This is a genomic window from Psychrobacillus insolitus (assembly GCF_003254155.1).
Classification (GTDB): Bacteria; Bacillota; Bacilli; order Bacillales_A; family Planococcaceae; genus Psychrobacillus; species Psychrobacillus insolitus.
Genome location: NZ_QKZI01000002.1, coordinates 11,890 through 37,663, shown reverse-complemented (window position 1 = coordinate 37,663; position 25,774 = coordinate 11,890). Strand labels below are relative to the sequence as shown.

Annotated in this window: 25 protein-coding genes and 1 riboswitch; of the genes, 7 read left to right on the top strand and 18 right to left on the bottom strand. The window is 36.1% G+C overall.

Features of this window, described 5'->3' with window-relative positions:
* Window positions 1-24: 24 nt before the first annotated feature.
* Window positions 25-588 (top strand): helix-turn-helix domain-containing protein, encoded by a 564-nt coding sequence (locus C7437_RS07395; RefSeq protein WP_111439049.1) that lies wholly within the window; start codon window positions 25-27, stop codon window positions 586-588.
* A 401-nt stretch (window positions 589-989) separates the two neighbouring features.
* Here C7437_RS07395 and C7437_RS07390 read toward each other — a convergent pair whose 3' ends face one another.
* Genes C7437_RS07390 through C7437_RS07380 form a run of 3 tightly spaced genes read right to left on the bottom strand, consistent with a single transcriptional unit; the run spans window position 990 to window position 3,976 of the window.
* Window positions 990-1,766, bottom strand: coding sequence for a DUF1295 domain-containing protein (locus tag C7437_RS07390; protein WP_111439048.1), 777 nt, complete (start codon window positions 1,764-1,766; stop codon window positions 990-992).
* A gap of 15 nt (window positions 1,767-1,781) precedes the next feature.
* Window positions 1,782-3,569 (bottom strand): DAK2 domain-containing protein, encoded by a 1,788-nt coding sequence (locus C7437_RS07385; RefSeq protein ID WP_170122339.1) that lies wholly within the window; start codon window positions 3,567-3,569, stop codon window positions 1,782-1,784.
* Complete coding sequence (locus tag C7437_RS07380; RefSeq protein ID WP_111439046.1) at window positions 3,566-3,976, bottom strand: DUF2177 family protein; 411 nt, start codon at window positions 3,974-3,976, stop codon at window positions 3,566-3,568. Before C7437_RS07380 ends, C7437_RS07385 begins: the two co-directional genes overlap by 4 nt.
* Window positions 3,977-4,815: 839 nt before the next feature.
* Between C7437_RS07380 and C7437_RS07375 the strand changes: the two genes are divergently transcribed.
* Window positions 4,816-5,052: a hypothetical protein gene (locus tag C7437_RS07375; protein ID WP_111439045.1), complete on the top strand. Its 237-nt coding sequence runs from the start codon at window positions 4,816-4,818 to the stop codon at window positions 5,050-5,052.
* Window positions 5,053-5,495: 443 nt separating this feature from the next.
* Here the strand turns inward: C7437_RS07375 and C7437_RS07370 are convergent, their stop codons facing one another.
* The 3 genes from C7437_RS07370 to C7437_RS07360 all read right to left on the bottom strand — a co-directional run bounded on the left by C7437_RS07370 (window position 5,496) and on the right by C7437_RS07360 (window position 9,013).
* Window positions 5,496-6,650, bottom strand: coding sequence for a M20 metallopeptidase family protein (locus tag C7437_RS07370; RefSeq protein WP_111439044.1), 1,155 nt, complete (start codon window positions 6,648-6,650; stop codon window positions 5,496-5,498).
* A 546-nt stretch (window positions 6,651-7,196) separates the two neighbouring features.
* Window positions 7,197-7,871 (bottom strand): hypothetical protein, encoded by a 675-nt coding sequence (locus C7437_RS07365; protein WP_111439043.1) that lies wholly within the window; start codon window positions 7,869-7,871, stop codon window positions 7,197-7,199.
* Window positions 7,872-8,689: 818 nt separating this feature from the next.
* Window positions 8,690-9,013, bottom strand: a complete 324-nt coding sequence (locus C7437_RS07360; protein WP_111439042.1) for a hypothetical protein — start codon at window positions 9,011-9,013, stop codon at window positions 8,690-8,692.
* A 118-nt stretch (window positions 9,014-9,131) separates the two neighbouring features.
* Between C7437_RS07360 and C7437_RS07355 the strand changes: the two genes are divergently transcribed.
* Together C7437_RS07355 and C7437_RS07350 are read left to right on the top strand one after the other, a co-directional pair.
* Complete coding sequence (locus C7437_RS07355; protein ID WP_111439041.1) at window positions 9,132-9,527, top strand: (deoxy)nucleoside triphosphate pyrophosphohydrolase; 396 nt, start codon at window positions 9,132-9,134, stop codon at window positions 9,525-9,527.
* Window positions 9,528-9,563: 36 nt separating this feature from the next.
* Window positions 9,564-12,449: a DEAD/DEAH box helicase gene (locus tag C7437_RS07350; RefSeq protein WP_111439040.1), complete on the top strand. Its 2,886-nt coding sequence runs from the start codon at window positions 9,564-9,566 to the stop codon at window positions 12,447-12,449.
* A 71-nt stretch (window positions 12,450-12,520) separates the two neighbouring features.
* Here C7437_RS07350 and C7437_RS07345 read toward each other — a convergent pair whose 3' ends face one another.
* Both C7437_RS07345 and C7437_RS07340 read right to left on the bottom strand, forming a co-directional pair.
* Entirely contained in the window at window positions 12,521-12,784 is a 264-nt protein-coding gene (locus tag C7437_RS07345; protein ID WP_111439039.1) for a hypothetical protein, read from the bottom strand.
* A gap of 519 nt (window positions 12,785-13,303) precedes the next feature.
* Entirely contained in the window at window positions 13,304-14,200 is an 897-nt protein-coding gene (locus C7437_RS07340; protein WP_111439038.1) for an HNH endonuclease, read from the bottom strand.
* A gap of 624 nt (window positions 14,201-14,824) precedes the next feature.
* On the opposite strand from C7437_RS07340, the gene C7437_RS07335 reads away from it, so the two are divergent.
* Window positions 14,825-16,060: a mechanosensitive ion channel family protein gene (locus C7437_RS07335; RefSeq protein ID WP_111439037.1), complete on the top strand. Its 1,236-nt coding sequence runs from the start codon at window positions 14,825-14,827 to the stop codon at window positions 16,058-16,060.
* A gap of 217 nt (window positions 16,061-16,277) precedes the next feature.
* Here C7437_RS07335 and C7437_RS07330 read toward each other — a convergent pair whose 3' ends face one another.
* The 7 genes from C7437_RS07330 to tenI all read right to left on the bottom strand — a co-directional run bounded on the left by C7437_RS07330 (window position 16,278) and on the right by tenI (window position 21,020).
* Window positions 16,278-16,484 carry a helix-turn-helix transcriptional regulator gene (locus C7437_RS07330; protein WP_111439036.1) on the bottom strand — a complete coding sequence of 69 codons (207 nt, stop codon included), beginning with the start codon at window positions 16,482-16,484 and terminating at the stop codon, window positions 16,278-16,280.
* Window positions 16,485-16,502: 18 nt separating this feature from the next.
* A complete protein-coding gene (locus tag C7437_RS07325) occupies window positions 16,503-17,012 on the bottom strand; it encodes a DUF6773 family protein (protein ID WP_111439035.1) in 510 nt (169 codons plus the stop codon).
* A gap of 240 nt (window positions 17,013-17,252) precedes the next feature.
* Entirely contained in the window at window positions 17,253-18,272 is a 1,020-nt protein-coding gene (locus tag C7437_RS07320) for a thiazole biosynthesis adenylyltransferase ThiF (RefSeq protein ID WP_111439034.1), read from the bottom strand.
* Entirely contained in the window at window positions 18,269-19,036 is a 768-nt protein-coding gene (locus C7437_RS07315; RefSeq protein WP_111439033.1) for a thiazole synthase, read from the bottom strand. Before C7437_RS07315 ends, C7437_RS07320 begins: the two co-directional genes overlap by 4 nt.
* A 2-nt stretch (window positions 19,037-19,038) precedes the next feature.
* Window positions 19,039-19,242 carry a sulfur carrier protein ThiS gene (thiS, locus tag C7437_RS07310; RefSeq protein ID WP_111439032.1) on the bottom strand — a complete coding sequence of 68 codons (204 nt, stop codon included), beginning with the start codon at window positions 19,240-19,242 and terminating at the stop codon, window positions 19,039-19,041.
* Window positions 19,243-19,258: 16 nt separating this feature from the next.
* Entirely contained in the window at window positions 19,259-20,383 is a 1,125-nt protein-coding gene (gene thiO / locus C7437_RS07305; RefSeq protein WP_111439031.1) for a glycine oxidase ThiO, read from the bottom strand.
* A gap of 31 nt (window positions 20,384-20,414) precedes the next feature.
* Window positions 20,415-21,020: a thiazole tautomerase TenI gene (tenI, locus tag C7437_RS07300; protein WP_111439030.1), complete on the bottom strand. Its 606-nt coding sequence runs from the start codon at window positions 21,018-21,020 to the stop codon at window positions 20,415-20,417.
* 242 nt (window positions 21,021-21,262) lie between these two features.
* Window positions 21,263-21,400: riboswitch (TPP riboswitch) on the bottom strand.
* Between the two features lie 161 nt (window positions 21,401-21,561).
* Between tenI and C7437_RS07295 the strand changes: the two genes are divergently transcribed.
* Both C7437_RS07295 and C7437_RS07290 read left to right on the top strand, forming a co-directional pair.
* Window positions 21,562-22,149 carry a biotin transporter BioY gene (locus tag C7437_RS07295; RefSeq protein WP_111439029.1) on the top strand — a complete coding sequence of 196 codons (588 nt, stop codon included), beginning with the start codon at window positions 21,562-21,564 and terminating at the stop codon, window positions 22,147-22,149.
* A gap of 37 nt (window positions 22,150-22,186) precedes the next feature.
* Window positions 22,187-22,516 (top strand): CHY zinc finger protein, encoded by a 330-nt coding sequence (locus C7437_RS07290; protein WP_111439028.1) that lies wholly within the window; start codon window positions 22,187-22,189, stop codon window positions 22,514-22,516.
* A gap of 152 nt (window positions 22,517-22,668) precedes the next feature.
* On the opposite strand, the gene C7437_RS07285 is transcribed toward C7437_RS07290, so the two are convergent.
* Genes C7437_RS07285 through C7437_RS07275 form a run of 3 tightly spaced genes read right to left on the bottom strand, consistent with a single transcriptional unit; the run spans window position 22,669 to window position 25,240 of the window.
* Complete coding sequence (locus C7437_RS07285) at window positions 22,669-23,673, bottom strand: aliphatic sulfonate ABC transporter substrate-binding protein (protein ID WP_111439027.1); 1,005 nt, start codon at window positions 23,671-23,673, stop codon at window positions 22,669-22,671.
* Between the two features lie 39 nt (window positions 23,674-23,712).
* A complete protein-coding gene (locus C7437_RS07280; RefSeq protein ID WP_111439026.1) occupies window positions 23,713-24,465 on the bottom strand; it encodes an ABC transporter permease in 753 nt (250 codons plus the stop codon).
* Window positions 24,398-25,240, bottom strand: a complete 843-nt coding sequence (locus tag C7437_RS07275) for an ABC transporter ATP-binding protein (protein ID WP_111439025.1) — start codon at window positions 25,238-25,240, stop codon at window positions 24,398-24,400. The genes C7437_RS07280 and C7437_RS07275 overlap by 68 nt, the downstream gene beginning before the upstream one ends.
* Window positions 25,241-25,774 lie beyond the last annotated feature (534 nt).

The window sequence follows — 25,774 nt, the reverse complement described above, 5'->3', positions numbered from 1 at the left end:
TTTTGGGAGGTTAGGAGCAAAAAAATGAAATACGGATATATCCGTCCGATTGTCTTGGATCAACAATGTACCCATCAATTAAATGAACTTTTTATTGATACATTAATTAAAGAGACTCATGGACTTGCCAGGAAAAGAACAGAACTTGAACAATTATTAATGACTGTCCAAAAATATGACGAACTGTTCGTCCAAAATATTGTAGTATTAGCTGATTCCCTGCAGCAGTTTTTAGATATTTTACGACTAGCAGAACGAGACCAAATCACCATTCACTTCGTCGATGAACAATTAACCAATCAAACGATACAAAAAGCAACACTTCTTCAAAGTGCTACTTTTTTTGTAAATTTACAATTTAAATTTCTAAGCCATTCTTCTACATTTACGCTACAAGATGCTAAACAGCAGGGCAAATCAATTGGTCGGCCACGAAAAGCAGATGCCAAATTAGAGCTGGCTTTTGCAATGTATGACAGTAAGACTTATACGCTATATGACATAAAAGAAGCGACTGGAATTAGTAAATCTACTTTATATCGTTATTTGGATGATCGCTCTACATTATTATCCGATGAAAAAGGGTAGTAGATGTATTAAAGTTTACTTAAAAAACTTCCGAATTTAACACAATCTAAATATGTTAGATTCGGAAAAGTGGTTGAAACCTTGAAATTACAAGGTTTCAACCACTTTTTCTCTTGGTCTTCTTTTTTTCGTTTTCTACATCCTTAAATTAACCAATTAGTAGCAAATACTTTAACTGTAAGCCTTCAACGTTTGTGGAGAAAAGCCCTCTATTCGCTTATCCGCTAACAGCTTTCTCTATTTGTGTGTAAATTCTAGTTTTGCGATAAGTAACAGTAACCGTTAGCATTCGTCTCCTCTCTTTTTTACAAAGGTATTCACGCCATTATTTTAAAAAACCACTTGATATGTACGCATCAAGTGGTCAAATATTTAAAATTATGTTCCTGACACAGGCTACTTTATGCTTGTTTTGGTGGCATCGGTATGAATTTACTAGTCGTTTTTTCATATTCCGGCCATTCGGGATGCTTTTTGTATTTTTTCTCGAGCAATGGAACGCCTGATACAAATAGTAATAGCAATGTAATGATTAGTGGACTATAAAAGCCTGTCCAGCCGTTTGGAACGGATAGCGAGATAATGAAAATCCCCCACCACATAGTTGCTTCCCCAAAGTAATTTGGGTGGCGCGTGTATTTCCACAATCCGTATTTCATCAATCTTCCTTTATTCTCCGGTTTGCTAATAAACGCTTTAAGCTGGCTGTCTCCTACTACCTCGAAAATGTATCCAATGATCCATACCGCTATACCAATATAATCTAACCATCCTAATCCCATTTCCGAGGATTTATTTACCGTTATAATCGGCTGCGCAATGATGAACAGGAGGGTAAGCTGAAGAAGATATACATTTAAGAATATCTTCACGTATTTCGATTTAGTCGTACCCCAACGTTTACGCATATTCACGTATCTGTAATCTTCAGCCTTACTCCAGTTTCTACGGAATAAGTAATACCCGAGACGAAGCCCCCATAAGGCCACTAAAATTGTAATAACTGCCGCACGTTCTGTTTGAAATTCACTTGCAAAGAAGCTATAAACCGCAACAATAACAAAACCTAAACCCCATGCAATATCTACTAAACCATTATTCTTTTTGGCTTGCCCAATTAAAAATACGACAAAGAAAAATGCCAATAATACAAGTAATATTTCAATATATATGGTCATATTTATAAGCACCCCTTAATCTGTTGTTACAGCTATTGCCACACACCCAACACCCGCATTCATTGCAACAATGGATGAAATACTAGTAATGTACGTTGGCTCTCTTCCAATTAATGACGTAAATACCTTTGCATATTGACTTGCTTGTTCTTCTGCGTCGGCATGCACGATTGAGTATTCCGTTATATTTTTTGTTTGCGCTATTTCTTTTACAAGTGCTTGCATTTTCTTTTCGCTAGAACTATCACTTAATGCTTTTCCAATAATGATGCCTTGTCCCTCTTCATCAATGGAAACGACTGGTTTCAGATTCATCAATTTACCTACTAAACCAGTTATCTTACTGATACGACCAGATCTAACCATGTATTTTAACGTTTTGACATGAACAAATATTTTCGTGTTTCGTACTACTTTTTCTGTTTGGTTCACAACTTCTTCAAAAGACTTGCCCGCTTCAATGAATTCCGCTGCTTTTAATACGACTAATCCTTGTCCAGCCGAATTGGACTTAGAGTCAATAATCGCAATTTTCTTCCCAGCTTTTTGTAGCTTTTCTGCAGCTTTCGTAATCGTTTCAAATGTCCCACTCATTTGCTTGGAGACTGTTACGACAATAATAGAATCATAGTTGGTAGATACAAAGTTTAAGAAATCACCCGCCGCCTCCCGTGTTGGCTGGGACGAAGTTGGATAGTGATCCGCGTTATCCATTAGCTCATATAAATATGATGGGGTGATTGTTAATTTATCTAAGTAATTGCTCTCATTTACGATAAGATTCAAAGGAATCATATGAATTTGATGCTTGTCCATCAAATCTTTTGGAAGGTCTGCTATAGAATCCGTCACGAGGGCTATTTTATGCTTTCTCGCATGACCTGCTTCATATTGTCTTTGCATATCATCTGCTTTTTGTTGGATAATATGTCCAAAGTATTTTAAACGACGAAACAAGTCTGCCGGTGTATTTGTATGAATATGAATGCGCATTTTATTTTCATTACCAGCTACTATAAGAGAATCTCCTAGGTCATTTAGAGTCATTCTAACCCTATCCAAGTCTAGACTTTCTCCTTTTACAAGTGCTTCTGTGCAATACCTGTGGCTTAAATCATGGGTATCATGTGTATGAATTTGTGTAAACTCTATAATGTTTTTCTCCACTTCTACTGGAGATTTACTAGTTTTACCAGTTCGGATGAAGCTTCCAAACCCTTCTAGGAAATGTACAAATCCCTTTGCCCCAGAATCTACGACGGAAGCATCTTTTAACACCTTTAATTTCTTTGGCGTATCCTTTAATGATTGAATTGCAATAATCATCGATTTAGAAAATACTTCTATAAAGTCTGTTGCTATATCCTTTAAATCGTCTAATGAGTTGGCCCAATCACGCATAACGGTAATCATCGTTCCTTCTACAGGATTGGAAATAGCTTTATGTGCATACGTTACTGCATTTGTTACAGAGCGGGAAAATCCTTTGACAGAAATATCCTCCTTATCGTCTAACCCCATATATAAACCGTTGATAAATTGAGCAAAGATAATACCAGAATTCCCTCTAGCACCGACCAAAGCAGCTTCTGCAATGGTTTCCATCGTTTTTTTAGCAGAGTCTTCTAATCTCGCTTCTTCAATGATGGCATGCATAGTAAATGCTAGATTGGTGCCGGTATCTCCATCAGCTACTGGAAACACATTGATTTTATTTAGTTCGTTTTTTTGTTTAATAACTTCACGCGCTCCAGCTAAAAAAGCAGCATATAGCTTTTCGCTATTTATAATTTGAACAGTCATTCTTTCGCACCTCCGAAATGGCTCATAGCGAAGAATGTAATCATCGAAGTTAAGCCACATAGTATAGTTCCCCAAATAATATCTATAACTGTTATTAGAATTGGCCAATCCTTTAAGGTTGCTAGATTCGTCATGTCGTATGTTGCATAAGTAATTATTCCAAAAAATCCGCCGACTAGAAGAGCGTACTTCCAGCTATCTCGTGCAAGTGCTGGATTGATCACGAAGAATATTAATCCCGCTATGAACAATAGATAGAAAAGACCTGCTACGACCCAATTCACGTCGACTTTCATCAAATGTCCAACCTTTTCTTGATATAAGTTTTTAGATATAAAAGCTAGCCATATGATGTCTATTATGAAAAAGACAATGAACGTTGTGACATAGGTCTTCAATAAGTACACTCTCTTCGCCTCCTAATAAGTTGTTGTTTTCAAACTATTTGTTACATTAAAAATAACATCGTCCAATCCATTTGTCAATCGTTTGTATAACCTTTAATCACTAATGTTATACGATAATTATTTTATAAGTTCCCTCTGATAGGCTCAAATATTTCTCCAATTTGTGGCTAACAGCTGGGTGCGACTACCAAAAGATTGGGAGCACCATGGAGTAATTCCATGATTCTCATACTTAGCCCGATAACTTGAAATAACATCTGAGAACAAAAAAAGACCACATGATGCGTGAACATCAAGTGGGCAAATTATAATAGCGGTTCCTTTAGGGGATTGGCTGACAGATAGGATTAACCCATCTGAATAGTAATTCAAATAGTTTCCAACACAATACCGTGAATTTTTACTACTTTATAGAAATTGGGGACAGTTTGTGTATAAGTCTATAAAATCTTTGAAAATACTGTTAAAGCACCATCTTTTTAGAGAAAATAGTGATTATATGGAGACCAGCAAAACGAAATCCTATCAAAATTTTAGTGCCAAAAAGATTTTGGGGATATCATGTTAATAAGTATGTTTTATGAAGAGAATTAAAATTGTGGCCCTGTATCAGAAGTTTTAAACAGCTATTATTGTTCATATTGAGCCACAAGGTTTGTATCCATCCCATTTCAACCAAGAAATGTTCCAGTATTACAGTTTGTTATATAATAAACTTAAAAAACTGATTTTGCCGATTGCTGTATTTTCATACAATAAAATAGGAATACGAAAGACGAATTTACGATGGCTTTTTCAAATACTACTTAAAACTTGAGGAAAAAGAGGAGGAAGAACTAGTGAAACAAATCAATCAATTTGACAACGCCGAAGAATTTTTTGAACTGCCGAACTCTTGGAGAGATAAAGGTCGAAAAGAAGGACGAGAAGAAGGATTAGAACAAGGGAGACTAGCGGAAAAAGAGGAAATTGTTCGTAAATCTTTGGAGGAGAATTTAGATGTAGACTTTATTTCAAAGATAACGGGGTTACCCGTAAAGCGTATCCTTGAAATAAAAGAGGAATCTGACTTGTAGAGAGGAAAGTTGTATCCCTACTTACGTGATACAACAAGATATATATCTAATGGTCAAGGATAATTAAGGGCTTGGCTGCCTAATAGGATTAACCCATCTGAGCTCTAACTCAAGGATGGGTTATTTTTATGGGTAAATGAAATAATTGAAACGATTAATACTGCAAAAGTTACCACGATTATTCATGTATCAAATACTCCCCCTGTCACCTTCTAAAATTGGGGACAGTTTGTGTATAAGTCTATATAATCTACGAAAATACCTTGAAAACACCATCTTTTTAAATCAAATCATGGTTTTTGGAGGCCATCAAAAACGAAATCCTATCAAAATTTTAGTGCCAAAAGGATTTTGGGGATAGAATGTTAATAAGTATGTTATATAGAGCACCAGAATTGCCAACCTGCTCCAGAAACAAACTTAACACAGGGTCAAAAATCGCATCATTTGTAATTTTTAATGATTTCTATAAATAACTTAATCGCATCCGGAAGAACATCCTCATCGAGATCAAATTTTGGATGGTGATGAGGATACATACTCTTTTCTCCACCCATCCCTACAAAAATAAACGCTCCTGGCTTTTGAAGTAAATAATAGGAAAAGTCTTCTGCTCCCATAACCGGATCAACTAATTCGAATACATCGTCCTCAAATGATTGCCGAATGACAGATTCGACAAATTGAGATTCCTTCAGATCATTGACAAGTGGTGGTGTCCCTACGATAAAATCAATTTTTCCCTTAGCATCAAATGCCTTGCAAAGTCCTTCTGTTAATTGAACCATTTGGTTTTGAATCGTATCGACAACTTCCACCGACAACGCCCTAATCGTACCAATTAGTTTTGCAGAATCAGGAATAATATTATAAGTGTTTCCTGCTTCAATTTTTCCAATTGAAATTACTCCTGGATGAATCGGATTCAACTTTCTACTAATGATACCTTGAAAAGCTTGGATCAAATGGGTAGCTACATAAATAGGATCAACCGTTTCATGTGGCATGGATCCATGACCCCCTGACCCTTGAATCGTAATTTCAAAGTCATCGACCGAAGCCATCATCGGTCCATGCGCAAGACCGATTTTACCCTTTTCTAGCCCTTGCCAGAGATGAATACCGAAGATTGCATCCACGTTTTCTAAGACTCCTTGCTTCACAAGCTGATTAGCCCCACTTGGCGTAATTTCCTCTGCTGATTGGAAAATAAGAACGATATTCGGCTCCACTTCATTTCCTTCCCTTGATAACCAGTCAGCCACTGCTAACAATACCGCCGTGTGACCGTCATGTCCGCACATATGTGCTACCCCAGGAGTTTTTGATATATAAGATTTTTCCCCTTCTTCGGTAATTGGCAGCGCATCCATATCCGCTCTTAAAGCGATTGTTTTATTCCCTTTTGACCCTTTCACAAAACCAACTACACTAGGTGCTTGAAAATCCAATAGGTCGATATTTAATGCTTCTAGTCGGTTTCGAATATATTTACTTGTTTCAAATTCTTCTCCCGATAATTCTGGATGTTGATGAAGATAACGTCGATCTTCTATCACTTGTTTTATTAAACGCTCGCTTACATCCACTTTTTTCATCTAAAAACCTCCCTGTTATATCAAATATATGGCATCTGAACCTCCCTGAATTATATACATGTTTTGCAATCATCTCACTACTTATAAAAACGGAAAAAATTGTGTCCGTGCGTCAGAAATAAATCCATCTGAATAGTAATTCAAATAGTTTCCAACACATTACCGTTAATTTTTAATACTTTATAGAAATTGGGGATAGTTTGTGTATAAGTCTATAAAATCTTTGGAAATACTTTGAAAGAACCATCTTTTTAGAGAAAATCATGGTTTTATGGAGACCATCAAAAATGAAGTCCCATAAAATTTTTATACCAAAAGGATTTTGGGTATAACTTGTTAATAAGTTTATTATGTAGAGCATTATAGCACCACTGCGTTAGAAACAATCACGATTGTTTGAATTAACGTGTTTGTTTTTAACACAGGGTCAAAAAAATATAAAGAATAAACCCATCCTTTAACAAGACCAACAACCTAAAATATTATAATAGTCCTTATAGCCGAAATCCTCCAAAGGCTCCATGATTCCGCACTTCGGACATCTAGCTAGTTCCACATAGGAGAACATGCTATCAGGATTATCCGTAAAAACAGGAGCAAAAAAGCCTTACTTACTTCATATAAATGCTCAATATCAGGATGAATTCCATCTTCTATATATGACCAATTATTTTCATTAAAGTAGAGTATATTTTGAGATTCACTCACCCCGTCTAGCTCCTGATTATATAAAATCGTCGGTTGATCGTCAAAACGATCTAATTGCTTCTGTAATAGCACTTGTAATTCTATTGCAACTTCCTGCGATGTCTCCATACAGATGGATTCCCAACCGATATAAAATCCATAATCAATGAGGAGCTGCTCTTTTTTCAAAAAACAAGATTCTACCTTTTCCTGAAGCCCCAAAAATTTATCGAACAACTCTCGTAACGCCTTTTTATAAAAAGACCCTTCCAGGTCACCAAAATTGTATTCCTCTAGTTGAATAATAAATGGGTTGATTTCTTTCAATATCTCTTGTTGATCAAAATAAGACTTCATGGGAAGTTGACTTTCTAAGTCCTGATAAGACTCAGTTAACCCTACATAATTCAAAGCATACGGCTTGTCCAATACCCCTTCTGGTAAACAAGCAACAGAACAGAACTCTTCCTCTCCACCATGCCAACCAAACGCTTCCCATTCAAATTCTTCCTTGCACGTTACACATATTTTCATAATCAATAACCTCCTTCTTTCCAATATACATAGGCATATGAAAAACTGTTACAGGTGTTTTCAAAGCCTATGTAAAAGAGTAAGGCAGGAGTATTTGGAAATGTACAACTCAGATTTAATATCAAAAAGACCACTTAACACCGAGACGAATTTTTTCCAACATAAGGTCATAGAAGTTACAAAACAAGCTCCCTGAACAAAACCAAGCGAGACGAACCGCGCAGCTTCCCTGTGTTAGACTCAAATATTTCTCCAATTTGTGGCTAACACAGGGTAGCTTTACAAAAACACGCCAAACAAACACACTAAGCGTCCAGCTGTTAGACTCAAATGCTTCTTCAATTTGTGGCTAACAGCTGAACGCGACTCCCAAAAGACACTGAACACCATGGAGTAAATCCCATGACTCCCATACTTAGCCCGATAACTTGAAAAAACACGAATTTAAACGTATACTAGAAATAACATCTGAGTACAATAAAAAAGACCACTTGATGCGATAACATCAAGTAGTCAAGTATAATAGCGGTTCCCTCAAGGGGATTGGCTGACAAATAGGATTAACCCATCTGAGCGCTAACTCAAGGATGGGTTATTTTTTATGGTTAATGGAAAAATATAAGGTATTTAGAATATTGAATACATTAGGAACTAAATTCAAACTATATTTTCACTTGGTAATTAATTTTTCTCTCTGGAAAAAAAGAAAAATGGCTCTTGTAAAGAAAATAAAAAAAGATACGAGAAATTTAAGATTACATATTAAAGTAGAAGCCACGTTAATACTACAAATAAAGATAGTGGGGCTTATATATAAATTAATACCAATTCGTCCAATAACTGTCCCCCTCACCATCCGAATACAACTTTTCAAACTCCTCCGCTGAAACATGCTGATGCAGACATTCCTTCGAACAATAAAATTCGCATGATTCAATTACATAGCCTTCACGCGTTAATTTACTACACTCGTCACAAACACGGTACAACTCCATCTCATCAGCTGATTTCAAATTCTCAATTAGTCGACTCAACAAAACTTTCACTCTCGGAGACTCTACTTTTGCCAATTCACTTTGCATTTCAATCAATGCATCAAGCGTTTCCAAACTTACCTCTACTGTTGTATTTCTGTTTAGCATTTTTGAACTCCTTTTAATTAATTTTCTTTTAATTTACCACAATTAGTAAATTTAGAATGCCAATTTCCATGGAAATCCTTTATGATAGAATTATCAAATACTTTTTAGGGTGAATAAAATGAAAAAATCAGTCCACGTCGTTGGAGCAATAATTGAAAACGAAAATAAAGAAATCTTTTGTGCATTAAGAGGTCCAGAAATGACATTAGCAAACTATTGGGAATTCCCTGGTGGAAAAATTGAAGGTGATGAAACACCAGAACAAGCACTAAAACGTGAAATAACAGAGGAATTTGATTGTTCCATTGAAGTTGGGGAAAAAGTCGAGGATACCACTTATGAATATGAGAAGGTTATTGTCAGACTTGAAACATATAAAGCAAAACTATTACAAGGTACACCTATCGCATTAGAACATGCTGAAATGAAATGGGTAACTCGCGAAAATCTATCACAACTCGATTTTGCACCTGCAGACATTCCAGCTGTTGAAAAAATAGCAAATGAAAAGTAACAGTTTGATAAATATGAATGAAATGGCGTGAATTAAATGGAACAACTTATTCGGAAGATGGAAAACTCTTTATATAAAGGTTTTATTGATCAAAGTAAGCCAGTATCCGGACAATTTAAACCTAAGCTATTATCGAATAGATCACATGAAAATGTATTAACGACACTTCTTCAAGAAATGAAAACATGTAAAACATTTACTTTTTCAGTTGCTTTCATTACAGAAGGCGGCTTGGCTACTTTAAAAACGATGCTTTATGACCTTCAGTTAAAAGGCATCAAAGGTCGTATTTTAACATCTACCTTCTTAAACTTTAATCAACCTAAAATGTTTAAAGAGTTATTAAAACTTGAAAATGTGGAAATCCGCTTAACTGGTATTAAAGGATTTCACTCAAAAGGCTACATATTTGAACATGAAAACTATTATTCATTAATAGTGGGTAGCTCCAATTTAACGGATAGTGCTTTAAAAGCCAATTACGAATGGAATGTCTTTCTAACTTCATTAGAAGATGGTGAAATCATTCATCACTTTAAAAACCAATTTGAAGAGGCATGGGACGAGGCTATTGTTTTAACAGAGGAATGGATTAACAACTACAATCTAAACTATGTGCAACAACCATTTGTTAAGCAAATCACATCCAACGTACTACAAGTTAACGAAGAATATTTAACAAATCCTTTAGCTGATAGCCTGTCCATTCAACCTAACAAAATGCAAATAGCTGCTATCGAACAATTAAAATCACTTCGAGCAACAGGAGCAAAAAAAGGGTTGATTATTTCAGCTACTGGTACAGGAAAAACATACTTGTCAGCATTTGACGTGAGGAATTTCGCTCCTAAAAAAATGCTCTTTGTCGTACACAGAGAACAAATTCTAAAGAAAGCACTTCAAGATTACCGAAAAATATTGGGTGGACATGAAGATGACTTTGGCATACTCTCTGGAAACTCAAAGGATGTCCATGCGAAATATTTGTTTGCAACGGTACAAACCTTATCTTCAAATCGACATTTACAACAATTTGCAAAAGATGAATTTGACTATATTTTAATAGATGAAGTCCATCGTGCTGGTGCAGAATCCTATTTGGCAATTATTAATTATTTTGAACCTGAATTTTTACTTGGTATGACAGCTACTCCAGAACGTACAGATAGTTTTAATATTTTTGAGCTGTTCGATTACCATATCGCCTACGAAATTCGTCTGCAAGCTGCTCTTGAAGAAGAGATGCTTTGCCCTTTCCATTATTTTGGTGTGACCGATTATGAAAAAGATGGTGAAATAATTGATGACGCATCTACCCTGCAGCATCTCGTATCAAACGAACGTATTCATCATATTCTGGAAAAAATTAATTACTATGGCTATTCTGGAAAACAAGTTCGAGGACTAATTTTCTGTCGTTCAAAAGAGGAAACACATGCACTTTCTGCTGCTTTAAACGAGCAAGGATTGAAAACTATTGCTCTTACAGGGGATAACTCTCAACCTGAGCGAGAAGATGCCATTACTAAATTAGAACGTTATGAAATCGAGTATATTTTAACCGTGGATATTTTTAATGAAGGAATAGATATTCCATTTTTAAATCAAATTATCATGCTACGTCAAACACAGTCTAGCATTATATTTATCCAGCAACTTGGCCGTGGTTTACGAAAACACGATACGAAAGACTATGTGACGATTATTGATTTCATTGGAAATTATAAAAATAACTACTTAATTCCAATTGCCCTTTCTGGTGATCAGTCCATGAATAAGGACAATGTACGTCGAAAAACAGTAAATACAAATTACATTCAAGGTGTTTCAACAATTAACTTTGAAGAAATTGCGAAAAAACGTATTTTTGATGCGATTGATAACACTAATTTATCCACTTTAAAAACATTAAAAGACTCTTACTCTGAAGTGAAAAATCGCCTCGGCAGAATACCGACTATGCATGATTTCATTAAACAAAACTCGTTGGATCCTGAAGTTATTATTGGTTATTCAAACAATTACTACGACTTTCTTTTGAAAATGAGAGAAGAAATTCCGTCACTCACTGAATACGAACTAGCAGTTATTACGATGCTTTCAAAAGAAATATTGAACGGCAAACGAATCCATGAGGTTCTATTAGTAGAGGCTTTATTGAAAAATGATTCGATTAGTAAAATAGATTTTATTGCTTCATTAAAAGAATTTGGAACATATTACGATGATGAAACAATTAAATCCGTCGAGAATATGTTTTCACTAAATTTCCACATAACTAACGATAAGAATAAATATGGTTTAAAGCCCATTATCGAGTTAATAGATGAACAGTATCAGTTTAACAATGAACTTAAATCTAGTTTAAATGATTCATTCTACAAAGCGTATTTTACAGATATCGTTTCTTGCGCAAATATTAAAAATCAGCAATATGATCCAAAACGGCCATTAACACTTTATAAAAAGTACTCCAGAAGAGATTCTTGTCGCCTACTTAACTGGGCGAAAGACGATTCTTCAACGATTTATGGATATCGTGTAAAGCATGGCACTTGTCCAGTTTTCGTAACTTATCATAAAAAAGACGAAGTGGACTCAAGTGTAAATTACGGTGATGAATTTCTTTCCGCAGATGTATTTCGTTGGTTCTCAAGAAGTAAATTAACGCTAGAATCTAAAGAAGTAAAAGCAATACTTGCAGCTGAGCAAACAGGTCTTGATATTCACTTATTTACGAAAAAAGACGACGGTGAAGGGTTTGACTTTTACTACATGGGTACAACTTCTATTGCCGAAAACAGTCCTAAAGAAGAAGAGATGTTCGATAAAAACGGCAAGAAAATCCCCGTAGTGACCATGAACATGGTACTCGAACAACCAGTACAATACGATATCTATCATTACTTGGTAGAAGAATAACAAACTTTAAATAAGAAGGGGTATCCTCAAAAGCTATATAGCCTACAGACACCCCCTTCTTATTTTCATCCCTATAAAAAAGCAGGTTGTTCAAGTGGCCCTTTTAAAACCTCATCATTTTTCAACCAAACTTCATATGGATTTGGTCCCACATAATACAAGTGACAAACTTCGTAATAATTATTTTTTCCATCTCTATATCCAAATGGTTCTGCCATAACTGGTTCTGCTAATACTTCCAATACATATTCAGGAATAGTCTCTCCTTGAATTTCATCACGAATAAACCCTACATAACCTTCTCCAATATCGTCCACATCTATCGCTATACCCAATAATTTATAAACCCCTTCTTGTAGACGAAATTACACCAATTCATCCTCTTCGATCTTGCCCACCACACCTTCTATACGTAATTCATCTATAACACAAACATTGTTTGTATTATAACGATCAGCTGAGGTTAAAATTTTATACGCATCTATTAAAATAGAGAAAACATAAAAGTGTATAAAACGACATACGACATATTTATAAATAAGTGCAATTTCAGGAATATAGTCCTTATTTCGTACTTATTTGCAGTTAAGTCGTATATCCATTTTTGTGCTTTTGGGAAATGTGGAATTTTCATGCTGGTCTTTTTTTAATGACCCTGTTTTAATGAACCTGTGTTAGAAACAAACAGGAAAGTTTCTAACACAGGGACAAAAAAAGACGACTCAAATTCGATTTCTGAATTTTGACGGCGTCTTTTTTGAAACTTTTTCTATTCTGAATGTTGTCATGCTATACAGCACATTCTTCCGTGTCTAGGTGGCGCAACAGTGTTTTAATATGGCTTTCATCCACACTTATCTATTCTCACTCCCACCGCCCCAAATCTCGCGCCCTCCGGTATGGCCAGTATTATGATGCGTTTCTTCTTCGACTAATTGAAGAACTCCCGGTTGTTCATTGTGATGCCATACATACCCTTCCGGAGTAACACCATTTTCTAATGCTTGGACATCCAATGAAGACATGCCTAAATCATTTGCCATGGCTGGATTATTTTCGATAGATTGATAGAGTGTTTGATTCGCTATTTGAAAATGAGTTTGATCACTTTCCAAATATACTTCTTCCACTAATACCACACTAAATGCAGAATCAAATACTGGATATGTTCCATTTATTAAGTCACCATTAGGCAGTTCTATTGTCTTTTCTGCAAAGTTCACCCCAGTTTCAGCGTGCTCCAAACCGTTTAAATGATCATTACGCGTCTCGATCATTTCAGCTTGTGCTGCGTCTGATCCATCTACAATATCTAGCACGCCTACAGCCAATGCAGAGACCGCAACCACTTTCCCTAAGTTTTGCAATCCTTGAAAAAGCTGCTCCCGATCATTTCGTCGTAATCCATTAACAGTTATTCCAGCACTCTTCACTGTATATTTCATACCACCATACATTCCTTTTGCCGTTCGTCCAGTAGAGTCCTTAATATCATCCCATCCATGTTTTTTGTGATAAGAATCTTTTTTTACAACTCCATATACCCCTTGTAACGTTCCATCTGTAAACTGCGCAACAGAATCTACCGTTTGTTTAGAAGCTTCTATGATCGTATCCCCTAGCTCTCCGATATACGCGCCTACCTTTTCATTCTTTTTTGCTATCCCTTTACTTACTAACTTAACGCTCCCTTTCGCAGCTCCACCAACTACTGTATTCGTTGCTTTACCTATTCCACGGAAAAAACCCATTCTAGCCACCACCAACTCTTTAATTTTCACAAAATATTCTGAACTAAAACTATGTAATTTTACCCTACTCCGCACATATCTAAAGTTATAATTTCGCTATTATATATATACCTTTACTCTAACAAAATAACCAATCCCTGTAAATTGGAGATTACAGTATTCGACAATTTTCTACTTACCCTGTGTTAGAAAAAAACATGAAAATTTAAACATTCACGTTTTTTTGAATCAACGCGAATGTTTCTAACACAGGGTCACTAAGATTAGTAGCTACTATTTTTCCGCTTGGAGCTACTTGTACTAGGACATCAAAATCATCCCCCGCCTTCACACTTGCTTCGATTACCGAGCTACCTTTTTGAAAGGAGTGAAGGTTTACTTGATCAATCTAAAATAAGCCTTATCTTTTTAAAGCGGGAACGTCGCACAACTTTATTATTTTTGTTTCATTCATCGAAAAATTAATCTTGTAGTCCTTTCTCGATTGCTTTTGTTTACTTGCGAAGTGTCGAAATAAGTGAAGACCAATTTTTTCTGATACAATGTTTATTACCTCATTACTTGTTACAAACATGAGTTGCACACTATGATACCAACAATAATACATACAATGAGGTGAAATAGATGAATTACATTCGTAACCAACTTTTAAAATTTGATATAGATATTACCTTAGTCGGGTATCTTTCCCTTATTATTATGTTTCTTTTAATAATGCTTATCTGTATTGTAGCTAATTTTATTACTAAAAAGTTAGTAATCAGGATAATCTCTAAGGTCGTGAAAAAAACTAAATTCCGATGGGATGATATGCTTTTGGAAAGGAAGGTTTTTCATAAGCTATCACATATTGTTCCAGCGATTATTATTTACTTCTTTGCTTCTGCATTACCAGAATCCTTTCAACATTTCATCGAAAAGGGTGTAATGGCGTATTTAATTATTATGGGGTTAGTAATTATCAATAGCTCTTTAAATGTAATGAATGATATTTATCTAACCTATGAGATATCTAAGATCAAGCCTGTTAAAGGTTATATTCAAGTAGTTAAAATTATTGTTATAACGTTAGGGGTCATCTTGGTGATCGCGAATTTAATCGGGAAAAGCCCACTTATTCTTCTAAGTGGAATTGGTGCTCTCTCCGCCGTCTTCATGTTGGTTTTTAGAGATTCATTATTAGGCCTTGTTGCAGGGATTCAGTTGTCGACCAATGATATGGTTCAAGTTGGCGACTGGATTGAAATGCCTAAATATGGGGCAGACGGAGACATTATTGATATTTCCTTAAATACTGTAAAGGTACAAAACTTTGATAAAACTATCACGATGATACCAAGCTATGCCCTAATATCCGATTCTTTTATAAATTGGCGAGGGATGCAAAACTCTGGAGGACGACGGATCAAGCGTTCATTATTTATTGATACAAACAGTATTTCATTTTGTACTGAGGAGATGATCAATAACTATAAAAATATTCACTATCTTTCGGACTATGTAATCCATAGGGAACGGGAAATTGCAGAATACAATAAGAGAAATAAAATAGATCAGAGCAATCCTGTGAATGGAAGGGCTCTGACGAATATCGGTGTATTTAGAGCGTATATAAGCACCTACCTTCAACATCATCCTGGAATCAATCAGGAAATGACCTTGATGGTTAGACAGTTAGCACCAACCGAACACGGGTTACCAATAGAAATATATGCATTTACAAATGATATAAAATGGGCCGTTTATGAAACGGTTCAAGCAGATATCTTTGACCATCTTTTCGCCGTAGCACCGGAGTTTGGAATTCAATTATTCCAGAATCCAACCGGGAATGATTATAAAAAAATCGCAGATATATGAAGCACTGGAGGGTCAAATAAGCACCTAAATTGAAGCAGTTTTAGAAAAACACTTTCTAAAACTGTTTTTTGTATACTTTTTTAGATTTATGACCCTTTGTTGTTTAAACATTCATGTTTGTTTAAATTAACGTGAATTTTTTTAACACAAGGTCGCTGAACGAGAGTAACAAATATTCTCTACAATAAAAGGGATACCCAAATGAATGGATATCCCTCTAATTATTTATTTCTGCATCCCAAAATAAATCGTTTAATGTGCGAGATAATGCTATACAAATATTAATGCACAAACTTAGGGAAGGGTTATACTTTCCAGATTCAATCAATCCAATTGTTTGTCTGGATACACCGACAATCTTGGCTAGGTCTTCTTGTGACAAATCTTTCTCGACCCTTGCAAGCTTTAGTTTCATATTTTTCAAAGGAAGCACCTACATCTTTTATGATTTTCTTGAAGTCATACTAATTTTCTTCGCTAACATGTATATTCCACCAAAAAGGATTAATAAAATAGGCAAATAGATCATAAGCGAGACAAATAGTACTTGTATAAAATACCAAAAACCTTGAGAGGTACTATCTGCATAGGATACTGCACTATTTATACCCATTGTTATGGCTATAAGAAGAGCTAAACCAACACTTCTAAATATAGTTTTCTTACTCATCGGTGTTTTACTAGTACGATCATGTATCTCTACTTCATCCCAGAATACCCCTAAGAAAATAGAACGAGCTAAAAAATAGACTCCACCTACGATAAGAATAACTAATTCTAGTATTGCCTCTTCCATTAGCGCACTCTCGCCTATACCAAACTTATACATTTTAAAGAATATACTTATTAAACAAATAGTCATCACAACATAATACATTTCTTTGAATATTTTATTTCTAATATTTTCGATTCGTTCATCCGTGTTCTTTTTTGTTCTCTTAAATACATCCATATGGATCTGCCTCCTATATAATTTTATCACTTACCCCTATTGTATGCTTTACTTTACTTTTTGCAACATATATATTACATTTTGAACAATATAAATTACGTATCGATAGAAACAAAAAAGTATATTTAAAAGAAAACCCATAATATAATGAAAAAAGCATCGGTAATTAACCAGATGCTTTTTTGAAATATATTTATTACCCTGTGTTTTTTAAACAGGGTCATTGAACAATACCCTATATCATCCCAAGTACCGTTGATACAAAACCTTAGCTTCAGCAATATCTTTTGTTCCGTGAACCAATACCCTACCATCTTTAAAAATAACAAGACGATGATCACCGATTAAAAAAGAAAGTAAGTATGGATTATGTGAGATCTTCCCTCCTTGTTTTGAAAGGGTGTTAGCCAAACTTTCTAAATTTCTATCCACTGGTTTAGATGGTCGGATTTGAACGGTATTTCTCCCACATAATATGGCTGTTTTTGTTTGGTTTGAAAAGGTTAAATACGGATAAGTAGGACTTATACCACAAGATAAACAACTTTCTTTCTTAACTTTGTCAACATTAATAGCCGCATATTTATTTTCCCATAAATCAAAAGATACGAGTTTTTTTCTTAATGCATGATAGTCTTCAACCAAAATTTTTAATGCTTCTGAAGTTTGATAAGAAACTACCATTTGAACAGCAGGACTAATAATTCCCACGGTATCACAAGTTACCCCGGACATTGGCGTAGTTTCTAGCAGACAATTTAAACAAGGGGTCTCTCCTGGAAGGATAGTGTAGCTAATTCCATAGCTTCCAACACATGCACCGTATATCCAGGGAATCTGATATTTCTGAGAAACATCATTGATAAGCATCCGGATATCAAAACTATCGGTTGCATCCATGATTAAATCTACATCCTTAACAAGCTGCTCCAGTTCCTCTACAGAGACATCCATCAAAAGGGACTCAATCTCTACCTCCGAATTTATGAGCGTTAAGCGATCTTTCGCTGCTACTGCTTTAGGAATTTGCTGATTTGCATCTTTTTCGGTATAAAGATTTTGACGTTGGAGATTACTCCAATCCACATAATCACGATCCACTATCGTCAACTTACCTACTCCTGCACGAACAAGCACTTCAGCACTCCCGGTTCCAAGTGCTCCTGCACCGATTACTAATACATGCTTTTTTTTCAATTTCGATTGCCCTAGTGGACCTATTGGTGCGAATAATTCTTGTCGTGAATAACGCTCATTCAACTAAAGATCATCCCTTCCAATGGACTACTTGCTGTAGCATATCTCTTTTTCGGAATACGACCCGCTTCAAATCCTAGTCTCCCTGCTTCAATCGCAAGTTTCATGGCCAACGCCATTTTCACTGGGTCACTCGCACCAGAAACCGCCGTATTTAGTAAGACACCATCTGCACCTAATTCCATTGCAATAGCTGCGTCAGATGGCGTACCGATTCCAGCATCAATTATTACGGGCACATTTGCCTGTTCAATAATAAAGCTAAGGTTTAATGGATTAATAATTCCTTGGCCAGATCCAATAGGTGATGCACCAGGCATAATGGCGTGACAACCCAACTCTTCTAGTCTTCTAGCTAGTAGAACATCGTCTGAAGTATAGGGTAATACGGTGAACCCTTCTTTTAACAATTCTTCTGATGCCTTTAATGTTTCTATAGGATCAGGCAATAGCGTTTTTTGGCATCCAATTACTTCAACTTTAATCATGTTACAAAGACCAGAAGCATTAGCTAATTTAGCAATTCGAACCGCTTCTTGCGCTGTCTTTGCACCGGCTGTATTTGGTAGTAAAGTGTACTTTTTTAGATCTAACTTTTCTAAAAAATTTGGTTGACTTGGGTCAAATATATTCATTCTACGAACAGAGAACGTTAAAATCTCTGTTCCTGAAACATTTACCGCTTCTTTTTGAATATCAAAATTAGGATATTTCCCAGTGCCCAATAATAACCTTGACTTGAATTCATATGATCCAATCTTTAACATAGTCATCCTCCTCCTACAAAATGTACTAATTCAATTTTGTCTCCATTAGAAAGCATCGTTTCTTGATAAAATGCTTTTTCTAATATCGTTTCATTCCATTCAACGATTACTACCTTTTGTTCTAAATCGAAGTGTTGCAACAGATTGTCTACTGTTTCCACTCTATTCGGGACTTCTACTTTATCCCCGTTAATAACTAGATTCATTTGCTTCATACCTTTCTTATGTTAATTGCCTAACCAAACGATCTACTCGAAAAGGTTCCAAATTTTCCGATGTTGGTTTTCCTTCGATCAAGTCGGCGATGACCACACCAGTTATAGGTGAAAGTAATATTCCATTTCTAAAATGCCCTGTTGCAATATATAAACCCTTGTATGCAGGATGTTCCCCTAAGTACGGTAGCCCATCAATGGTTTGTGGTCGAATACCAGCCCATGCCCGCTCCCATTCAGCTTCCACAATGGACGGCATCAGATTTTTTGCCTGTTCCAGTAGTATGGATATCCCATTAAGCGAAACTTTTTGGTTAAATGTTCTTGGCATAACAGTAGCACCAACAACGATTCTTCCACCTTTCTTAGGAACAAGGTAGTAACCATGGGAAAATATCGTTGTCGATAGCATTTGACGATGTGTGACAACCGAAAAACATTCACCTTTCACAGGATAGGTATCTAGTTGTAACCCTGTTTCTAAAAGTAACTTTTGACTCCATGCCCCACCTGCCACAATGACATTTTCACTAGTAAAGATTCCTTGATTCGTTACCACCCCCTCAACTTTTCCTTTTGATAACTGAAAGTCATATACTTCCACGTATTCCTTTATTACTACACCACTTGCTGCTGCGGATTTCAAAAAACCCAAAGTTAACTGATCTGCTTCTACTTGACCATCTTTTTCAATATACATTGCCCCTTTAATCGCATCAGACAATGCTGGTTCTTTCCTTCTTAGCTCCTCTCCTGTAAACCAATCTGCTTGCTCCCCACTTTGGTTTTGGATAGCCATGATTCGCTTATATTCCTGCTGTTCCTGCTCGGTTAAGGCAACTTTTAACATGCCTTTATTTATCAGTCCAATATCTATTCCACTGTTCTCTTTTATTTCTTCAGCTATCTTTGGAAACATTGCTCTGCTTTTTCTAGCTAATTGAAAAAGTGGTCCATCTCCATCCATTTCTGATTGTGCACCCAGCATTCCAGCTGCTGCTCCAGAGGATTTACTAGCAAGTCGATCCTTTTCTAACAAAAGGACCTTTCCCCCTCTTTTAGCAAGGTTATAAGCAATGGCTCCTCCAATAACTCCTCCTCCTACCACGATTGCATCATATGTATTACTCATCAAATCCCCTTCTTTCTTAAAATTTTATTCATTAAATAGATAACTTTCGATAATATTCCTTTACGGTCTCTAATGGATTCTCTGCTTCTAAGACCCCTGACATCACAGCAATTCCCTGTGCCCCTGTTTCGATGACTTCTCTAACGTTTGTAGGTTTTATACCACCTATCGCCAATACTGGAATAGAACCATGATGAGCTACGAGTTCTAATTGCTTTAAACCCTTCGGAACTAACCCCTGCTTTGATTGTGTTGGAAAAACATGCCCGAAAATAACATAATCTGCTCCTAATTCTTGTGCAGTTTGGACCTCGTCAAGTGAATGCACCGAACACCCAACTTTCAAGCTAGTAAACTGTTTCTTTACAATATCAACAGGCAAAGAATGATAAGCCAGATGAACTCCCCCTACCTTTGATACACAAGCAACATCTAATCGATCATTGATAATTATTTTAGAAAGGGGAACATTCTGGTCTGTTAATAAATTAACCATTTCGTAAATCTCTTTGGCGGTTTTAGCCTTTTCACGAATATGAATGGCATCAATATATGGATGAATTTGACCTGCAATTTCCGCTAATTTCTCTGGTTTCTGTTTCCCAGTTGAAATGATATGGAGTAGTCTTTTTTTCATACGTAAGCTCTCCTTTTGATTTTTTGTAGTGAATAGTATTTTTCCATGCAAATTTGAAAACAACTAAAAACTGGATCATGTTCAAAGGGACAGAATTTTCCAACACCTCAATCTGTAAAAAAGCCTCCTCATAACAATATTTATATCGAATAACATCTATTCCCCTAATTTTTGGCATATAAAAAACCACTTTCTTAGTCAACAAAAGAAAGTGGTTGTATTGGAAAAAGAGATAAAAGTCCTGCTCCGCAACTCCACTTTCCTACGCTGGTATAAACCAGATCAGGTTCTAAGGGTCTTAAAGCTTAACTTTAATCTCAACCTTTAATGGTAAGTAAACAACTTTCATTTACTTATCGAAGGTACCCCTAGTGGAAGATATTACTATTTAGTTATATACGAACATCTTAACATGAAATGGTTATTTTTCAATCAAAAAAAATTTAAAAACAAATTTTGAGTTAACCAAACTATATAAAGTGTTGACTCATAAGTAATATTTAAATATACTATTTATAATATTGAATTTTGGAGGAATATAATGACTACCACTACAACAGCAAGATCAACAAATCATTCACGCACACTACAACTAATTCAAATTGCAATGTTTGCCGCATTGATGACGATCGGTGCCAACATATCCTCCTTTCTGGTTGTCGGTGGTGTACCAATCACACTTCAGACTTTTTTTGCGATACTAGCTGGAATTTTATTAGGTAGTCGCACTGGGGCTACCGCTATGCTAGTTTATGCGTTAATCGGACTAGCTGGATTACCGGTCTTCGCCAAATTTTCAGGTGGCATGGATACACTCGTTTCGCCTACTTTTGGTTTTATACTTTCATATATTTTGGTTGCCTACATTGTCGGAGAAATCGTTCGGAAATTTCCAACGAGAAAAGGTTTTGTATTAGCTGCATTGGTCGGAACCGCAATCAACTATACTATAGGGACAAATTGGATGTATGCAGCATACAAACTATGGTTTGATGCACCAGCAGGTTTTACTTATCAAATGGCTTGGACTTGGATGTTGGTGCCATTACCAAAAGATATAATTCTAGCCGTTTTTGCAGGAATGTTCGGCTATCGACTAAAACCGATTATACAAAAATATAAAAAATGATGTGAATCATAGGTGTATGAAACAAGGAGAGAATAAAATGCTTATTCATGACCACGAAGTAAAAGGAAATGGCCTCGACAAAGAAACGCGCTGTCTGCATTACCACTCAGAAATCGACCGAATTGCCATTAAATTTTACTGTTGCGATAGCTATTACCCTTGCTTCTCCTGTCATGAAGAAGAAGGATGCAACTCTCCGCAGGTTTGGCCTAGGCATCAATTCCACCAAAAAGCGGTGCTATGCGGGTCCTGCGGAAATGAACTTACCATCCATGAATATCTGGCTTGCAACTCTTCATGTCCATCCTGTAAGAGTTCATTTAATCCTGGCTGTAGCACTCATAAGCATTTGTATTTTGAAGTGTAGATCGATTGCATTTATGACCCCGCGTTAAAAACAAACACGAAAGTTTAAACATTCACGATTGTTTGAATAAACGTGAATGTTTCTAACACAGGGTCATTGAAAAAAAGAACATCAACCTAGATTACACAGGTTGATGTCCTTTTTACCATTACTTACTTCTCTGTTTCAATAGCTTTCAACTGATCCAATTGAAGAAGTCCTTCAATGTCATTGCTTTTCGCATAGTCTGCTTCCACGCTAATATCAATCATTTCTTGAAGAACTTCTCCATTTACAGAAGTTGTAACTTCCATTCTGCTAAAAGCAACTTCAATTTCTTCTTTGTCAATTTCTTTTCCAGTAAGGTCTTTAATATGTTTGATTACAAGCGCTTGGCTCTCTTCAGGATTACTTTTGATAAACTCAACCGATTTTACATGAGCACGTAAATAGGCATTCACAAAGTCTTCATTTTCCATAAAACGATCACTTGCTGTAACCACTGTATTTGTTGATTCTTTCCCCCAAGCGAATGATTCCCAGTCAAGTAGCAACTTCCCTTTCGCTTGCGTTTCTAAAATATAACCCCATGGTTCTTGTGTTGCCGCAGCATCGATCGACTCTTGCACGAAAAGTGTTGCTGTGTCCGCTGGTGCAGCTGCAAAGAACTCAACTGTTCCGCCATTTGTTGTAGCAGCTAAGTTAACATCTTTCAATGCTTTACGTAACATAACGTCTTGCGTACTTCCGATGACTGGAATTGCCACTTTCTTCCCATCCAAATCCGCTAACTCGTTAATATTGCTATGTTCGCTCGATACAAGTACCGCTCCCCCGTTTACAGCACCAGAAATGATGTGGTACTTAGGGTTTTTCACGTAAAAGTTTAATACCGGACCCGGTCCAACTGTACCTACATCAATAGCTTTTGTAGACATAGCTTCCATGAATAAACCACCGTTACTAAATGTTTTCGTCGTAACTTCTATGTCTTCGCCAAACTCTTCAGCGAAGTAATTTTTTTCCAATGCTACAATCGTCGCCATATGCGTTAAGTTCGGAAAATACCCGATACTCACTTCTTTTCCTTCAGCTGCACTGTCATCATTTCCACATGCCGCTACAATACTCAATACCAATAAACTTATAATTGCCAGTACCAGTGAATTACGTTTCATTCTATTCTCCCCTTATTTCTATTTAATTTTGGAACTAATTTAACTAAGTCCCCATTTCTTCTGCACTTTAGATTCTAAGCGTAAGAAAACAAAATTGTCCATAACCGTACCGATGATACCGATAATAATCATGACGGAGATAACTAAATCCATTTGTCCAAGCGATCTACCTGCTTCCAGTAGCTGTCCAAGCCCACCACCTGCGCCGAGCAACTCACCTGCCATTAATGCACGCCAAGCGAATGCCCATGCAATTCGTAAGCCCGAAATAAGTTGTGGAACAGAAGATGGAAAAATTACCGTACGTAGAAAGTGAGTACCACTCGATCCTAATGTCTTAGCAACATTCTGATAAAGTCGAGGTACATTTTTAAAACCACTTGTCGCACTAACTGTTATCGTCCATGTAGCCCCAATTGTCACAATGAAAAGAATCGCCATATTATTCATTCCAAACCAGATAATTGCCAGTGGAAACCAAACGATACTTGGGATCGACTGCAACGCTGTAATAAGGAAGCCAAGTGTATCTTCAACTAATTTGTATCTCCAAATTAAATAACCTAAGAACAGACCCAATACTGATGCAATTGTAAATCCAATGAGTAAGCGACTTAAACTTGCGCCAATAGCTGTTAATATTTGCCCGCTTATAATTCCTGAAATAAGCGTCTTCATAACTTCTAAGAAACTTGGAAACATAAAATCTGGTAAACTTGATAATCTAGATGTGACTTCCCAGATTGTCGCTAGAATCGCGATGAAGATTATCCGTCTTAAAATTGTAGTCATCACCCATTTCCTCCTTTAACACTTTCTCTATTTCTTCTTGTAGCACTTCCAAAATTTGTTTCTCTAAGAACAGCGTTGAATCATTCGGCGTAAAGCCATCTTTCATCCTTGTAGAAGTAAAAGTTGCTTTTATTTTTCCAGGACGCGTTGCAAATACAATAATCTTTTCAGATAATAGCACTGCTTCTCGAATGTTATGTGTGATGAAGAAAATCGTCACCTTCGTTTTCTTCCAAATCTCAATTAGTTCTTTATGTAAAACCATCCGCGTTTGTTCATCTAGTGCTGCAAATGGCTCATCCATTAATAAAACCTCTGGCTCCATCACAAGTGCACGCGCAATGGCCACACGCTGCTTCATTCCTCCAGATAGTTGATGCGGATAAGAATCGATATAGTTTCCTAAATGCATCATTTTCAACATTTCTCTTGCCTTCAATTCAGCTTCTTTTTTAGGTATCTTTTTCAACAGTAAGCCATACGTTACGTTGTCCATTACAGTCAACCATGGGAACAAGCCATCATCTTGAAAGACCACGACCCGATCAGGACCAGCACTCGTCACTTTTTTACCTTCTATATGAATTTCGCCTTTATCCGCATGTTCAAGACCCGCAATAAGATATAGTAATGTCGATTTTCCACAACCGGATGGACCCACAATGGAAACAAACTGACCTTTTTCGACTTCTAAATTAATATTGTCTAGTACTTTTATTTGACCTTTTTCTTGGTGAGAAAAGCTTTTCTCTATTCCCTCAATGGTTAAATACATTAGTATATCCACCTTTCATTAAATACCCATTAAACTTATATGCTTTATTGTATATTTACAATATTCCTTCATTATTGTTTGAATGTCAATAGTTATTTTAGGTAATGCGCAATCTTCTATTAAGAACAAAACCAGTTTGAATTACTTTAGATGTGTTTTGATCAGACATTTACTACATCATCATTACCGTGTGATTTCCCTCTATTATGAGCCAGCGTTGATAATGAACGTGAATATTTCTAGCACAGGGGTCGCTGAAAGATTTTTTAACATTAGTATGCATGTACTAATTAGTTAGTTTAGTTATTCAATTTCGAAAAGCATGTCAAATTTTTTTACTTCAATAAATACGAGAGATCTAAGGGAAACCACACAGTAGTTTCCCTTAGATCTCTCGTATTTACATGTAGAAAAGAATACAATTGTGTACCATTCAAAAATGAAGAGATTGTTGTAGAAGTAAGAAGTTTTCAATTCCGTATAGGTCTACTAATATTAGAATGTCTTTTAAAAACAACCCGTCTACCAGTTTTA

What these genes read in the sequence shown, in the direction of transcription:
- C7437_RS07290 (WP_111439028.1), top strand. Translation starts at nt 22,187, where the DNA reads ATGCTTATTCATGACCACGAAGTAAAAGGAAATGGCCTCGACAAAGAA.
- C7437_RS07340 (WP_111439038.1), bottom strand. Translation starts at nt 14,200, where the DNA reads ATGGGTTTTTTCCGTGGAATAGGTAAAGCAACGAATACAGTAGTTGGT.
- C7437_RS07280 (WP_111439026.1), bottom strand. Translation starts at nt 24,465, where the DNA reads ATGACTACAATTTTAAGACGGATAATCTTCATCGCGATTCTAGCGACA.
- C7437_RS07285 (WP_111439027.1), bottom strand. Translation starts at nt 23,673, where the DNA reads ATGAAACGTAATTCACTGGTACTGGCAATTATAAGTTTATTGGTATTG.
- tenI (WP_111439030.1), bottom strand. Translation starts at nt 21,020, where the DNA reads ATGAAAAAAAGACTACTCCATATCATTTCAACTGGGAAACAGAAACCA.
- C7437_RS07325 (WP_111439035.1), bottom strand. Translation starts at nt 17,012, where the DNA reads ATGGATGTATTTAAGAGAACAAAAAAGAACACGGATGAACGAATCGAA.
- C7437_RS07390 (WP_111439048.1), bottom strand. Translation starts at nt 1,766, where the DNA reads ATGACCATATATATTGAAATATTACTTGTATTATTGGCATTTTTCTTT.
- C7437_RS07275 (WP_111439025.1), bottom strand. Translation starts at nt 25,240, where the DNA reads ATGTATTTAACCATTGAGGGAATAGAGAAAAGCTTTTCTCACCAAGAA.
- C7437_RS07370 (WP_111439044.1), bottom strand. Translation starts at nt 6,650, where the DNA reads ATGAAAAAAGTGGATGTAAGCGAGCGTTTAATAAAACAAGTGATAGAA.
- thiS (WP_111439032.1), bottom strand. Translation starts at nt 19,242, where the DNA reads ATGAATCTAGTTATTAACGGGGATAAAGTAGAAGTCCCGAATAGAGTG.
- C7437_RS07315 (WP_111439033.1), bottom strand. Translation starts at nt 19,036, where the DNA reads ATGTTAAAGATTGGATCATATGAATTCAAGTCAAGGTTATTATTGGGC.
- C7437_RS07385 (WP_170122339.1), bottom strand. Translation starts at nt 3,569, where the DNA reads ATGACTGTTCAAATTATAAATAGCGAAAAGCTATATGCTGCTTTTTTA.
- thiO (WP_111439031.1), bottom strand. Translation starts at nt 20,383, where the DNA reads ATGAGTAATACATATGATGCAATCGTGGTAGGAGGAGGAGTTATTGGA.
- C7437_RS07295 (WP_111439029.1), top strand. Translation starts at nt 21,562, where the DNA reads ATGACTACCACTACAACAGCAAGATCAACAAATCATTCACGCACACTA.
- C7437_RS07350 (WP_111439040.1), top strand. Translation starts at nt 9,564, where the DNA reads ATGGAACAACTTATTCGGAAGATGGAAAACTCTTTATATAAAGGTTTT.
- C7437_RS07360 (WP_111439042.1), bottom strand. Translation starts at nt 9,013, where the DNA reads ATGCTAAACAGAAATACAACAGTAGAGGTAAGTTTGGAAACGCTTGAT.
- C7437_RS07335 (WP_111439037.1), top strand. Translation starts at nt 14,825, where the DNA reads ATGAATTACATTCGTAACCAACTTTTAAAATTTGATATAGATATTACC.
- C7437_RS07365 (WP_111439043.1), bottom strand. Translation starts at nt 7,871, where the DNA reads ATGAAAATATGTGTAACGTGCAAGGAAGAATTTGAATGGGAAGCGTTT.
- C7437_RS07395 (WP_111439049.1), top strand. Translation starts at nt 25, where the DNA reads ATGAAATACGGATATATCCGTCCGATTGTCTTGGATCAACAATGTACC.
- C7437_RS07355 (WP_111439041.1), top strand. Translation starts at nt 9,132, where the DNA reads ATGAAAAAATCAGTCCACGTCGTTGGAGCAATAATTGAAAACGAAAAT.